Below are 14873 nucleotides of genomic sequence, written 5' to 3' on the forward strand. Positions count from 1 at the left end.
GTTTATTCCTCCGCAACAAATTGATGCTGATAAATCGGCTGATACAACGCATAGCCAAAATGATCACAAGCATGTTTTAACAATGCGGTCGCATCTTGCTCTTGCAAAATAAATTGCCAATCCCGATGCTTTTTACTCCATTCCATTTCAGTCAAATCATAAGGTAGAAACGCATCGCTTTTATTCCATTCATTTAAAAGATCTGCAAAGTTATCGATCAACATGCTTTCCACATGAGGTTGTGTATCCGCATTTAAACCATGTTCATTTAAACGATGTTCAGCTAAGCCACCTTCAACAGTCCCGAGTGACCATTGCAACTGCTTATTATTTTCAGCGGGCTTTAATAACAAAGCAGCAGGTAGAACCAAAGGTTCCGATTGGGCATAGGCAAATGCTTTAAACCACGGCAATAAATATGCTTTCGCCTGTTCTGAACTTAACCCAGTACTGATGATCGTGACATCACTAAATACCGCAATACGTTGTAGTGTTTTAGACTTTTCAGCATCGACATTTAAATAGCTTAACCAAAGTAAATATTCTAACCAAACTTTGGCACGACGTTTAGCACGACCGCTTGACGCATCCAAACTCACCCAATGCTGCCCTGCTTGCTGAGGTACAGTAATATTCATGACCAAACCAGCGTCAATTCGCCATTGCCGTTGCGTTGTCACCGTCACATCAGCAGCATAACGCTGTAACCGCTCTTTTAAACTGTCTTGCTCCGCCAAACTGATTTGCCATGCGCTGTGCTGAACCTTACCAATGGGTAATTGATTTTGCAGTAATCCAATCTCTTGAGACCAAGAGTCTTCAGCAGAATGAGTCGATTGTTTCTGCAAGAAATCTCGAATCTGATAACGTGCCAAACCATCCAAAATTAAGGGTTCATTCATTGCAGGAATATCTTCTGCGCGCAGATTCTCTACGCCTAAAGTTTTTAAATATAACTGTGCCGGGAAAGTGACATCTTGAATCCACTGTCGCGCATCCAAAACAGTGAGCTCTTCTTGAACAACAGGATATTGTGTATTTGCCCAAGCCTCACGTTTAGCAAGCATTTCCGCTTGACGGATGTGTTGTGCAACATTGAACCATTGATCTTGAAAACGAAGCGGTGTGGTTGACTCAAAACCATTTGGATCAAAAGGTTGTAGGCTATGAATGTGATATAAACACTGCAAATGTTCAGGGACTTGAATCCCCTTAAGCTCAATCATCTGATCAACAGGACTGATATCTTTACTATCCGTAGATAATGCCGTTTCAGATTGGGCAATCAGGGCAATATGGTTGATCAATTCCTGTAACACGCTGGTTGGCTCACGAACTTCACCATCACTCACATCAAAGCCATTATAGAATAACCATAGATTTTCCTGCGCCAATAATAAAGCATCGAGGAAAGCGCCTTGATCATCATCTAGGCGGGAACGATCCCCCAACTGCGGCTTGAGAATTTGCATCAAATCAAAGGGTAAATGCACATTTCGATCTGGAAATTTACCCCCATCCAAATTTAACAGGACGATCAACTTATAAGGCAAAGGACGAATCTGGCCAATTTGGCTAAAGGTAATCTGCCCTGTCGGTAAAGCCTGATCGATTTGACCTTCTAATAAATTTTGAATTTCATTCAATAGATAGGGTAAAGGTAAATAAATATTTTTAAGGATGGGTTGCGCATGTTCATCATAAAAACTGGCTAAAGTCAGCATACGCTCTTGTTTTTTGACAATTTCACGTACGACTTTTAACGACTCAACACCGGCTTGTTCAAACTCAACAATGTCTTGCATCAGTAGTTTTAACCACGCCTCAACATTGCATTTTAACGTGGTATTTTTCCCCAACTCATGCGCAATCATCCAGTCACGGCGCACATCAAAATCTTGATAAATCTGAATCAGTTTAGCCACTAACTCAAAATCACTTTGCAAAATTTGGGCATAACTTAGGGTATTTTCAAAAATCGTATGCTCTGGAATCGCAATACCTAAAGCCAAACGATCAAGAGCAAATTTAAAACTAAAACGAAAATCTTCATCATCCTGACTTAAAGATCGTCGTAAATGTTGTGCATCTAGACCACGTTTAAACCCAGCATTGATCAATAGCTCAATCATTCTTTCTGTATTTGAAATATCCAGAGCGTAACGTAATTGCGTGGCATTTAAACTTAACCAATCTGCAAAATCCTCAACGCTAAAACGACCTTCAACCAATTGAATACGGCCTAAAACAGCACGCCAAGCATTATTGGCATCCAGTTGCGTTACACCAGCAATCTTCACTGGCAAATAAATACTGTCTTGGTTTGGTGTATGCGGAAATACACTGCGAATAAGCGGTTCAATTTGTTTTAAATCTGGCACTAACACCAAAACATCACTTGGCCGATGTGGCTGTTCAACAGTGCTTTTCATCAGCCAAGCAACCAACTGGTCTTTTAATACTTCAAGCTGTCGTAAAGACGAATGACACACATGGATTTGAATTGAGTCATCCGTTTTGGCAATTGGATAAGCATGCGGTTCAGGCTCAACCAAATACAGAATATCTGATTGTAATTTACTTAATAAATGAATCGGTTCTTCATCGACAAAGGCATCCACCCATTGTCCTTCTTCGCCTGAAGACAGATTAGATAAGATCGAAAAGTGATCACGGGCTTGTTTACCAAAACGGGTTAATAATGGATGTCGTGATTCACGAATTTCTGCATTAAAATTCAAAGTAAATTCATCAAAAAACTTTTGAATATCTGCATCAGTCGCTTTGGGATGCTTACTGACAAAACGCGCCTTTACCCGCAAATCATATTGTTTTTTCCAGTTTGGATCGACACTGTCAGCCCAATATTCTTGTGATGGGTTGTAATGTAAAATCACCACATCCAAATATTGTCCCAGTCGTCTTAAAAACTGTAATTGACTTGGTGGTAAATCCAATAAAGTAAAGATAATCAGCTGGCTGGGTAATTTCTTTAAGGCTTGAGGGCGTTGTAGATCATCATCCATGATTTGCCAAAAATCATGATCAATACTTTGCATTTCAATAAAATCATCATGAAATGTATGTTGCCACAACCAACGTTGCCAAGTTTCCAACTCTTGTGCTTGATTTAAAGTAAATGCTGAAATTTGTTGATTGGTTTTAAAGAATTGCTGTTCGAGGTTAAGTGCTTGACCTCGTCCCCACTGCCCTAGCCAATTGCCTGGGCAACTACATGCTTGTCCATTGTTCTGTTGGCAACCGCGTTGACAGTCCCCACGATACAACATGTAATGACTGAACAATTTTGACACTTGTTCAGAGACCCAATACAACATACTTTGTTTTTTGAGTTGCTTCTCTAAACCTTGTTCCAGTTGCGAGGCTGCATCATAAATACGCTGGATAATGCCATGCAAAGGATGCTCTTGGGCTAAGCTATTTTCATCCTGCTCAATAAAACTTTTCAACGTTTGATAAATTCGCCACTTCATAATCAAACGCGGAATATTGGCTTTACGGACTTTGTCTTTGTCGTCTAAAACTTGCTGATAAGCAAACCACTGAAAACCACGAATACGTTGATGAAATTGACTGTTGGCACTGATGCCTTGTTGTTCAGCAATACGCTGGCTCAACCATTCTTGTACCGCAGGGCTTGGGACAATAAAATGTTGTGTTTGCAAGACTGCAAAAGGATTCTTGGATGACCGAATGGTATTTTGCAAAAGCCCTTGCACCAAAACATCAATGCGTTGGCTTTGAATCACATGAATGGCCATAATTCCTCAACTTTCAATCTTCTATTGTCTACGTTTATGCACAAAACATAAACATTCGCCACTATACAACAACACCATACTATGGCATTTTTAAAACATTATTTGGAAATAACTTCACAATTTCAAGCTTAAACATGCGTTTTCAAAAATATGAAAAAAAGCTTGAAACAAAGGTAATTGTTTTATGAAAATTGATAAACTTCCAGACGCAATCGATCCAAGCTTAAACCTAGAACAAATTCGTGATGAATGCTTGGAGCAAGTGAAAAAGCGCTCTTATGTCTCTGCTGGTGTCGCAGTGATTCCTGTTCCGTTTTTAGATGTGGTGATTGATGTCGGGATGTTGTCGCTTCTGATTCCTGAAATCAATGCCCGCTTTGGTTTAGCGCCAGATCAAATCAGTGTATATGATCCTGCAACCAAGAAAATTCATTGGAATGAATTACGTAAACGTGGTTTTGAGTTTTCAGGTTTAGTGGTTGCGCGTACAGCGGTAAAGGCATCATTAAATAATATGGCGGCTAAAATCATTACCAAACAAGTGACCAAATTTATCCCACTGGGTGGCTCAATCATTGCAGCAAGTTTAGGCTATATTGTGATGAAAAAAGTTGCTGAAGCGCATGTAGATGAATGTTATAAATTAGCCAAAAATATTCAAAATAAACAAACGCAAAAGTTAGTAAGCTAAGCGCTGCTACATTTTAAAATCTATACTTAGTAAAACAAAGAGATATCATCTGATATCTCTTTGTTTTTTGTTCATTGTAAAAATACAGCAAATTCTTCAAGACTGAGTCGTGAGGGATGAAAAGAATTAATTTTTTCATTCACATCGGCATAGCCTAAAGACATGCCACAAACCAATTGTTCATCATCTGTAGCACCTAAAATTGGCATGATAATCTTGTGATAATCATTCCATGATGCTTGGGGACAGGTGTCTAAGCCTTGTGCTTTTGCAAGTAACATAATATTTTGCATCAACATGGCGATCGCCATTTTTGCGCCCGCTTCTAATTGACGATGCGTGGTAAAAAATAAACCAACAGGCGCATCAAAAAACTTAAAATTTCGAAGGTGTTGTTGGTGCATTTCCTCTCGTTGTTGTTTGCTAATGCCCAGTACAGCATACATCCCCCAACCATTCTCCCGTCTACGGCTAATATACGGTTCAAACCATTGTTTAGGATAATAAAGATAAGGGGCCGTAAATTCGCTTCTTGAACATTGACCAGAATAAACGGAATCCGCTGCTGCAATCACTTGCTGGCTAATCCTCAATTTACTATTGCCCTGAACCACATAGACTTTCCACGGTTGAGTATTGGTTCCAGAGGGTGCATAACTGGCTTTTCGCAGCAGATCCTGAATGATCTCAGGATCCACAGCCTGATCTGTAAATGCACGTACAGAATGTCGATTTAAAATCACTGCTTCGACCAGATTATTGGCTGTGAATTCCATTTATTCCCTCATAGGTCAAGACTAAAAGTTATATCCGACGTTGATATTCCACCTAAATTTCCAGTCATTGCTATAGTCCGAATTCGTCGAGGTATAGCCAGTTGCATTTTTAGCACCACCCAACACATTGACATTCTTCCCGACACTTCCGTCTACCCAAATTAAGAAAGGCATTGCATTAAACTGCACTCCAAAGGTGTCCATTTGCGAGCGATCCCAGCCGGCTTTGTCTTTCCATAACACACTATAATCATTATAGAATTTTACAGTTTTTAAATTCGGAAAATACTTGGTTTGCACAGGTTGGGTATAACCGATATTAAACGAACCAATCGTCCCTTCAGCTGCGACAAAATAAGCAGGTGTTATACCATTCGCTTGCATTAAAATTTGATCATTATTTAAACCCTCTGGGTTTTTTGCATCATATTTATAGCGAATCGCTGAAGTTTGCACATTCCATTTTTCGTAATTATTTAAGCCATGCACTCCAAATGCATAATAATCGCCATTTTTGTCCGTCGCTTTATTACGCAATTGTGAATATGCCCCACTGACACCAAACTCCTGTTTACCAAATTCCAAATCCATTTTATGGGCATAACGTAGATTGAGCTGATTTCTTTTTTCATTGAGATATTGCTGTTGGTGAGGCAGCACATTATCCAATTTATCCGCCGAACCTGACTCTGGCGAATAACGAATATTGCCTGGACTCATGATTGGCATATACGCCACGGTAAAATCATGTGTTGGCGAGGTATTTTTCCAACTCAATCCCGGCGCTACACTGTCGGCAAATCCTAAGAAAAATGGAATAGGGAAAGTCCATGCATGCTCTGGGAATGGATAAATTCCAAAAGGCTTATAAATAATTCCGGCCTGAAAATCATTATTGTCATCAGGCTTATACCCGACAAAACCATGTTCAACAGAACGTTTATGATCACTTTGGAAGGCATAACTTACATCCAAATAAAATTGGTCATATTTGCCTTTAATATTTAAACGGGCATTATCAAACAAAAACTTGCCATTATTGGGGCTTTCCCATCGCTCATCACGATAATTGGTTCGGACAAAACCGCCTAATTTCAATTGTTTTAAACCATCTTCAGTTTCCCATTGGAACGGTGAAGGTTGTGCATTGGCATAGGCTTGAAATGAGATCAAACTCGATACAATTAATCCTAAATATTTAATTTTTAACATGAGAACCTCCTCAGCAATTTGTTCTCCCGAACGCATTGCCATTCAATTTTTTTAATTTATTTGTTTACTAAAGTTTTAGGCAAAGACAGCACAATGAAGCAACTCAACAATAAACATGCTGAGAACACGATGAGTGCGCCTTCTGGTTTACCAGTAATCTGAATGGCATACCCCACCAAAGTGTTACTGACTAAGCCGGCAATGTTGGCAATAGAACACGCCAGTGCAAACCCTGTCGCCGCCGCAGTTCCTGATAAAAAAGTTGCAGGAAGACTAAAGAACACGGGGATGGTGCCTGTGGTCGCAATCGCAGCAATCGAGAACAAAATCAAGGTCATGACAATATTGGTACTAAACATTGTGGTTAAAAACAGTGCGACTGCACCAAAAATAAATGGTACGACCATATGCCAACGACGCTCTCTATATTTATCTGAGCTCCGCCCAATGACCAACATTGCAATCAAGCCAACAATACTTGGAATGGCAACCAGTAAACCGATATTTAATAAGTTGGCAACGCCTGTGGTTTTAATAAATGTCGGCAACCAAAAGCCCATAGAATAAGTACACAGCAACATCGAAAAATTAATTGCACCGAGTTTCAGGATATTGGTATTGAAAAATCCATCTTTAAAACTATGCTTTTGTTTGGCAGAGTCATTGCCTTCTAAATCTTTATTGAGGTTTTTTTCAATGATTAATTTTTCAGCATCATTGAGCCATTTGGCTTTGGAAAAGTGATTCGGTAACATTTTAAATGTCAAAATACCCAAGATCACGCTTGGAAGTGCCTCTAAAAAGAACAACCATTGCCAACCTGCCCAGCCATAAACTTGATCAAAGGTGGTCATGATCCAACCTGATAGCGGGCTACCAATAATCACCGCCAAGGGTAAACCAATCATAAATAAGGCAATGATCTTAGCGCGATAATATGTTGGGAACCATGTGGTTAAATAATACAAAACCCCGGGTAAAAAGCCTGCTTCCGCAGCACCGAGCAGAAACCGCAACGCATAAAACTGCATCGGTGTGGTCACAAACATGGTTAAACCAGACAAAATCCCCCATGTAATCATAATCCGCGCAATCCAAATTTTTGCGCCAACCTTTTCCAGAACCAAGTTACTGGGTACTTCAAAAATAATATAGCCAACAAAGAAAAGTCCTGCACCTAACCCAAATGCTGCCTCACTTAAGTTCACATCATTTAACATATGTAATTTGGCAATCCCGACATTAATTCGGTCTAAATAGGCTGCGATATAACAGAAACACAGGAATGGAATCAGTTTCCAAATCACTTTTTTATAAACCTGAACCTCTTGTTCAGGGTAAATTTCTTGTGGTTTTACAACACTGGTAGACATATCTAACTCCTTTAGATCACAAACCAAGTGAGTTGTTTTTCTTGTAATACTTAGAACAAAATGAACAAAACTTTTATGTCACTGATGATCTGCACATTCTCTTTTGTTTTAATGCATCACCAAAAACCATTCTATCCTTGGTTTTTTATTACCCTAACGTCCATAATTTTTAGCTGTATCAATCATCAATTTTTGTTTTGAGTGAAATAATTCAAGACTTCTTGTTTTGATACAACATCTCCATACTTGCTATCGATATCAAACAGATTGGCTTCATGGGGCTCATGATGACGATCCCCAACACAGTCACGGATCACAATGGTTCTAAATCCATGTTGCACAGCATCCACGGCTGTTGCGCGAACACACCCACTGGTCGAACAACCCACAATAATCACGGTATCTATCGCCTCAGCGTTTAAAACTGATGACAAACTTGTTGCAAAAAAAGCACTTGCATAATTTTTAGTGATCACCAATTCAGTGTCGAGCGGTTGAACTTGTGGGCAAAATTGAGTGGCTGGATTATCCACCGTCATCGCTGCCATTACGGGTGATTTTTTTACCCACATTCCCCCGTCAATTTGGTTTTTAGCGTGATAAAGAATATTGGTGTGAATCACTAAAATATTCTGTTCACGTGCCAGTGCCAAAACCGCTTCGGTTTCTTGAACTGCAGTAATCACATCAGGCGCATATAAAGGCTCAGATGCCGTAATATAAGACTGGATAAAATCAACCAACAGCAGCACGGGTTTCTTGCCAAAACCAATTCGATTTCCCCACACGCCTTGGTAATTATCATTTAGGGATTGTTGATTCATTTCACACTCCTTATGCATATGCGCCAGAGAGCAATGCACCAGCACCCGGTACAATTGGCTCTAAATCCATTGCTTTAAGCATCTGATAGGTTGTTGCAATTGCTGCTGAAATCACGGGCTTACCCGTAAGTGCCTCAACTTTAGCGACTGCAGGAAGTGACTGCATTTGTACACATGCTGAAAGCACAATCACATCTGCATCTTGGTAATTCAGCCTCTGCACAATGTTGGGCAAATCAGTAGGGTCATGTTGCGCAACAGCAATGTTGTCAGCGATTTCTAAGGCCACATAATCGAGAATTTCAACCCCCTCTTCAGCAATGTAATTCACCACCAATTCGGTTAAGGGTTTCATATAGGGCGTAACAACAACAATTTTTTTCGCCTTCATCAGCTTCAAACAGTCAACCAAAGCCCCCGCACTGGTGACGACAGGTGCAGCAGCAGCATTATCAACCGTGACTTGATGTAGACGTTTTTCTGACTCACGGTGATAACCGATGCCCATGGACATAATCGCAACCAGACAGGCATATCCCAATACATCCACTTGGGCATCTGAAAGTTCTAAAGCACAACGGTCAGACTGTGCATCCATTGCCGCAAGCTCTTCTTTTTTGACATGTTTCATCCGCATACGGCTAGAATGGAAGGTAAATGTTTCAGGACGAATCAGTTGACGTGCTTTCAACATCGCTGGAATTTCAGTTTCCATCGTGGTATTGGAACTGGGTACGATTTGACCAATTTTATAAATTCGTTGCATGAGCATTCCTCCTTAAATAAGCCTCTGTCCTAAAAAATCTGAAAAGCCGGCTAAGAAACCATTTAAGTCATCCCAAGGAATCATATGCCCTGCATTTTCCACACGGCTCACCAAAATCCGTGAATTAAGCAATTGGATTTCTGCAATATCGCCTGCCGAGATCACATCGCCTTTGCCAGCCACCATCAATAAAGTTGGTACTTTGATTTTTGGGATATATTGATGAATATCAACATGATGAAAATCATGAAAAGACTTGATAACGGCTGGTAAATAACAGCTATGTAGCCACTCTGCACGTAATTGTCTTTGCGCTAAAGTCCAAGATGGGCAATATTGCTTCATGTCTTCTGCATTCATACCCTGAATAGATTGCTGAATAGAGTCGACATACCAAGATAATTGGCTCGGGTAAGCACGCCGTCCTGGACCTGAGACAGGAGGATCAATCAGCACAATTTTTTTCAAACCTTTGGGCTCAAACGCAGCACAACGAATTGCAAAACGCGCGCCCATCGAGTGCCCAACCAAATAATAAGATTCCAAGTCCAATTTTTTAACAAAATCTAGAATATCTTGCGCACAGGTATCGGTGTCATATTGCAGATGCTCCCCCGAAGAAGACAGCCCTCGGCCTCGAATATCCAAAACATAGACATCAAAAAATTGTGCTAATTTTTCCGCTACAAACCCCCAAGTAATGGCAGGGCTGGTAATCCCGGGGATCAACACCAAAGCATGCCCTCTCCCACCATAACGAAGATAATGTAAGCGGACTTGATTGATCGCTACATTAGACCCATACAGGAATTGACTCATACGGCCTCCTCCTCATTTAATGCATGTGCATATACATCATATCCATACACCCAAGCTGGATCTTCTTGGCTTTTTAAGAAGGTATTGGCATTGGAAACTTCTTGCACTCGACTGGCACGTTGTTTACGGTTTTGTTCATATAATTTGAACGCCTCCTGATAGTGGTCTAACCCTGTTTGCAGCAAACAGCGCGTGAGCATTGCAGCATCTTCAATCGCCATACCTGCGCCTTGTGCCATATGTGGTTTCATGGGGTGGCAAGCATCACCAAGCAATACCATACGGCCATTGCTCCATATTGGTAATGGATTACGATTGTTTAATGGCCACTTGGTAATATCTTCACTGGCTTCAATCATGGCTAAGATGGTTGGATGAAAATCATTAAATGTTTCAAATAGTTCTTGTTTTGAACAAGGCACAAAACTTTGCCCTTGGAAATCCCATGCTGGATGAGGCACACCTGTAACAAAGTAGTACTCATCACGTTCTTTGGTGGTGTAATAGGCCATCATATGGCGATCCTCATACCACCATTTGACACAATCATCTAAATCAAATTGCTGTTTTAATTTCTCTAATTGTTCTCCTTTAATCATGGCACGGTGCGCAACCCAACCACTGTATAAAGGGGCTTCGGGTCCAAGAATGATTTCTCGAATTTTTGAGTTAATCCCATCAGCACCAATCACAATATCAACATCACTTACTGTGCCATCCTCAAAGCTTAGGGTTACTCCATCTAGCTTTTGAGTAACAGCACTTAAGCGCTTGGCAAAATGTAATTTGTCTTGTTGCAATGCTTCGATTTGTCGGGCATGCATATCACCACGATGGATCGTGATATAGGTTGCTCCATATCCAGTCAAACCAACATTGGACATATAGTTTGCAGTATTTCCATCGCGGCTGACCCAATGCGTTGGATGACATCCCATGTCTTCCAAATCTTGCTCTAAACCCATTTCTCGAAAGATTTTCATAATGTTTGGGCCAATATGAATACCAGCACCTAAACGAGAAAATTCTGCGGCTTGCTCATAGACATCAACATCAAAACCCGCTCTCTGTAGTAGTAGCCCCATTGAAGCGCCACCAAGACCTGCACCAATCACTGCAATTTTTTTTGCTTTATTCATTGTTTACTCCATCAAACAAATTTTTCTTTTAATAGATATACCTCACGACAATATTAAAGTCTATGCACTTTAAATTTTTAAACAAATCTCATTTTATAAAATCAAATAAATCATTGTTTAACATAAAATAATATTTATATTACAATGTTGTAATAAATATATAATCAACACAATTAAAGTGTATACTCTATAAAAATACAAAAAACAGCGATGAAAAAGGAGCATCATCATGCCTGTAAATAGCACTGAACTGACCCAAATGTTTGAGCATGTTTTAACCTTATCCAAAGTCGATGAAACACAAAGTGTGGCCATTTTAAAAAGTCATTATTCACATCAACAAACCGTTCAAGCCGCACTTGATGCAGCATGTCGGTTAAAAGCCAAAGTGTTTATTTTAGAATTACCTTCGTTCAATCATCCCAGAGCCATGGGAAATGATATGACTGCTTATTGTGGAGATACTGCGTTAACAGGCAATCTTGCTGCTCAACAAGCACTTGAATCTGTCGACCTCATCATTGACACTATGATGTTGCTGCACTCACCAGAACAGGAACAGATCTTAAAAACAGGAACACGGATTTTATTGGCCGTGGAACCCCCAGAAATTCTCGCTCGTATACTGCCCACTCTAGAAGACAAACATCGGGTTCAAACTGCTGAAAAATACTTAAAGAAAGCGAAAAGTATGCATGTGAGCTCAAAGGCAGGCACAGATTTTTATGCTCCGCTTGGGCAATACCCTGCTGTAACTGAATATGGCTTTGCCGACGAAGTTGGGCGCTGGGATCACTGGCCGAGTGGTTTCTTATTCACTTGGCCCAATGAAAATATGGCAGAAGGCATCTTGGTTGTAGATATTGGTGATATTTTATTACCCTTTAAAACCTATACCCGTGAAAGAGTCACTTTAGAAATCGAAAAGGGGGTAATTACTCAAATTCATGGTGGATTTGAAGCAGAATATCTTCGTGATTATATGAAATATTTTAATGATCCAGAGGTGTATGGAATTTCACACATTGGTTGGGGCTTACAACCTCGAGCACAATGGACAGCGATGGGTTTGCATGATAAAAATGATGGGATGTGTATGGATGCACGTGCTTTTAATGGTAACTTTTTATTTTCAACGGGACCCAACACAGAAGTAGGTGGTAGCCGTAAGACACCATGTCATATGGATATTCCACTTCGTAACTGCACAGTGAAACTCGATGATTTAGTGGTTGTTGATCAAGGCGTTCCTATAGCGCTCAGCTAACGCGAAGAAACTAACGATTAAAATCAAATGCTTAATACATCCAACCAAAGCATAACGACCAAGTAGTATTATGGTCGTTATTTTTATGCAACCCTTTTATACTGACCCTGTTAAAGTTTAAAAAAAACTTCAATATTTTAAATCTTCGGGTCTAATTTTCCTCACATGATAAAGAAGTCAAACATGAATGATGAATATGTAATTGAAGAACAAGTGGGATATTTACTTAGACGGACTTACTTTCATCATTTAACGATTTTTCAACAAAGCTTGGATGAAACTCGCCTCACTTCGGTTCAGTTCGCTGTACTTTATGCCATCAATAAATTAAAAGAATGTTCGCAAAAAGAATTGGTTGAGGAAACTGGTATCGACCAAGCAACCATTCGTGGCATTATCCAGCGATTAAAAGACAAGCTTTTTATTTCACAAGATCCTGATCAACATGACAAACGCAAGGTGTTGATTCATATTACACCATCGGGTATTCAAGAGCTTTCGCAAGCGATTCCAATTGCTGCAAGTATTAGTGACTTAACCCTCGCTGCATTAAATCCCGCCGAAAAAATTGCTTTAAAATTTTTACTTAAAAAAATTCTGGGGCATCAATTAGATTAGGATCTTTTACCGCATTAGATCATTGTGATTGGCATCGCACTAAAGCGTAGAATAAGAGCATCTATTCTTTAGTGCGATACTATTTATAACCTCAACTTAGCTGTTGCTAGCAAACAATCAATCCGCTTTTAACTGCTTTAAAATCGTTTTAAGGATTTGAATACGTGCCGTGTACTTATCATTGGTCGCAACCACATGCCACGGTGCATACTCAGTATCGGTTCGTTCAAACATATCCGCAGCCGCATTTAAATAATCGTCCCAATGTCCACGATTTCGCCAGTCATCAGGGGTAATTTTAAAGCGTTTATGCGGTGTTTGTTCACGTGCTTTAAAACGTGCTTCTTGTTCATCTTTGCTGATTGCCAACCAGAATTTAACTAACACGGTTTGATTATCCGTTAAATCTTTTTCAAAGCGATTAATTTCATCATAGGCACGTTGCCATTCCGCAGGCTTGGCAAAGCCTTCAATACGTTCAACCAATACTCGACCATACCAAGTACGATCAAAAATGCTGATTTTTTCCTCGGGTTGAATCTTGGTCCAAAAACGCCATAAATAGGGTCGGCGCAATTCATACTGTTCTGGTGCTGCAATGGTATAAATCTCGTATTCACGCGGATCAAGATTTTTCACAATCCGCTTGATTGCCCCACCTTTACCTGCTGCATCCATGCCTTCAAAGGTTATGATGACATTGCGTGAATCATTGCGTAGCGCTTCCGATACTTTTTTGGTTAATTTCTTTAATTCAGCTTTATATTGATCTTTATCCAGTTCTTCTGTGGCAGGTTGCAATAACGACTCAGGTACAGTCGCCTGTTTCCACTTGGTTCTCACTGCTGTTTTATGTCGAGGCAACTGCTTTAATGCTTGCAAAATATACTGAGCAAATTGTTGATCTCGAGCAACACAATCTTCGCAGTCAATCACATACCAATCATCGGTAAACCGTTGACGTAATTTTTGCACAATGTCGTATTGTTTTTTATTCCGCCAATCCAAACCCATTAACTTATGCCAACGCTGTTCAGACGCATCCATTGAATCTAAACGCTTTTGTAAACTTTTCCACGGTAGATCAAACCAGATTTTAATCACATCGACATGATTATTTTTTAGGTCTTGTTCGTAAGCACGCATATTTTCAATATAGGTATCGAACAAGGTTTCATCTAAGGGTTTAGAAACATGCATCGCTGTTGACAATAAATCACTGTACCAATTGCCAAAAAACAGCTGAATTTGCCCTTCTGATGGAATGTGCCGTGCATAAGGTTGCCAAAAACTTTGTTTACTGCTAAATAAACTGGCTGGATCTGCTTTAACTCGTAAGTAACGAGGATCAACCCATTCACGTAATTGTTTAACCGCTTCCCCTTTCCCCGCAAGCTCAATACCACTGACTAAAATAACCAAGCTTTTGGCATTATTTTTATCTTTAGAATTCTTTAAGGCATATTGTGCCTCAATCAGATCAACGGATAACTCTTCTTCATCACGCAACGCAAACGCTAATTGTTCTTCAATCATCTGCTTCTCTATTATCTGAAACTTCAATTGAGTATACCCATTCCCAAAAACAGAGTTATATTATTTTCTG

At 39.9% G+C, this 14873-nt stretch carries 12 protein-coding genes; 3 read left to right on the plus strand and 9 right to left on the minus strand.

Features of this window, described 5'->3' with window-relative positions; translation table 11 throughout:
- Positions 1 to 2: 2 nt before the first annotated feature.
- Positions 3 to 3782: an exodeoxyribonuclease V subunit gamma gene (locus M2R48_RS19365; RefSeq protein WP_262087176.1), complete on the minus strand. Its 3780-nt coding sequence runs from the start codon at positions 3780 to 3782 to the stop codon at positions 3 to 5.
- Between the two features lie 184 nt (positions 3783 to 3966).
- Between M2R48_RS19365 and M2R48_RS19370 the strand changes: the two genes are divergently transcribed.
- Positions 3967 to 4473 (plus strand): hypothetical protein, encoded by a 507-nt coding sequence (locus M2R48_RS19370; protein ID WP_004725502.1) that lies wholly within the window; start codon positions 3967 to 3969, stop codon positions 4471 to 4473.
- A gap of 71 nt (positions 4474 to 4544) precedes the next feature.
- Here M2R48_RS19370 and M2R48_RS19375 read toward each other — a convergent pair whose 3' ends face one another.
- From M2R48_RS19375 to M2R48_RS19405, 7 genes are all read right to left on the minus strand, one after another.
- The gene (locus tag M2R48_RS19375; RefSeq protein WP_262087178.1) at positions 4545 to 5249 is read right to left on the minus strand and encodes a nitroreductase; all 705 of its coding nucleotides are present in this window, start codon (positions 5247 to 5249) and stop codon (positions 4545 to 4547) included.
- Between the two features lie 21 nt (positions 5250 to 5270).
- Positions 5271 to 6461 carry a hypothetical protein gene (locus M2R48_RS19380; RefSeq protein WP_244014253.1) on the minus strand — a complete coding sequence of 397 codons (1191 nt, stop codon included), beginning with the start codon at positions 6459 to 6461 and terminating at the stop codon, positions 5271 to 5273.
- A 56-nt stretch (positions 6462 to 6517) separates the two neighbouring features.
- On the minus strand, positions 6518 to 7834 hold the full coding sequence (locus M2R48_RS19385) for an MFS transporter (RefSeq protein ID WP_262087180.1): 1317 nt from the start codon (positions 7832 to 7834) through the stop codon (positions 6518 to 6520).
- 185 nt (positions 7835 to 8019) lie between these two features.
- Positions 8020 to 8658 (minus strand): isochorismatase family protein, encoded by a 639-nt coding sequence (locus M2R48_RS19390; protein WP_239044783.1) that lies wholly within the window; start codon positions 8656 to 8658, stop codon positions 8020 to 8022.
- A 10-nt stretch (positions 8659 to 8668) separates the two neighbouring features.
- Positions 8669 to 9424 (minus strand): Asp/Glu racemase, encoded by a 756-nt coding sequence (locus M2R48_RS19395; RefSeq protein ID WP_315972849.1) that lies wholly within the window; start codon positions 9422 to 9424, stop codon positions 8669 to 8671.
- A 12-nt stretch (positions 9425 to 9436) separates the two neighbouring features.
- Entirely contained in the window at positions 9437 to 10243 is an 807-nt protein-coding gene (locus M2R48_RS19400) for an alpha/beta fold hydrolase (RefSeq protein ID WP_262087181.1), read from the minus strand.
- Complete coding sequence (locus M2R48_RS19405; protein ID WP_262087183.1) at positions 10240 to 11382, minus strand: FAD-dependent monooxygenase; 1143 nt, start codon at positions 11380 to 11382, stop codon at positions 10240 to 10242. The genes M2R48_RS19400 and M2R48_RS19405 overlap by 4 nt, the downstream gene beginning before the upstream one ends.
- 229 nt (positions 11383 to 11611) lie before the next feature.
- Here M2R48_RS19405 and M2R48_RS19410 point away from each other — a divergent pair, with 229 nt between their 5' ends.
- Both M2R48_RS19410 and M2R48_RS19415 read left to right on the plus strand, forming a co-directional pair.
- The gene (locus M2R48_RS19410) at positions 11612 to 12649 is read left to right on the plus strand and encodes a 2,5-dihydroxypyridine 5,6-dioxygenase (protein ID WP_262087184.1); all 1038 of its coding nucleotides are present in this window, start codon (positions 11612 to 11614) and stop codon (positions 12647 to 12649) included.
- Positions 12650 to 12832: 183 nt separating this feature from the next.
- Entirely contained in the window at positions 12833 to 13267 is a 435-nt protein-coding gene (locus tag M2R48_RS19415) for a MarR family winged helix-turn-helix transcriptional regulator (RefSeq protein ID WP_262087185.1), read from the plus strand.
- Positions 13268 to 13384: 117 nt separating this feature from the next.
- On the opposite strand, the gene M2R48_RS19420 is transcribed toward M2R48_RS19415, so the two are convergent.
- On the minus strand, positions 13385 to 14803 hold the full coding sequence (locus tag M2R48_RS19420; RefSeq protein ID WP_004725481.1) for a hypothetical protein: 1419 nt from the start codon (positions 14801 to 14803) through the stop codon (positions 13385 to 13387).
- Between the last annotated feature and the right edge of the window lie 70 nt (positions 14804 to 14873).

The sequence above is a fragment of the Acinetobacter sp. I-MWF genome (assembly GCF_025433935.1).
Classification (GTDB): domain Bacteria; phylum Pseudomonadota; class Gammaproteobacteria; order Pseudomonadales; family Moraxellaceae; genus Acinetobacter; species Acinetobacter guillouiae.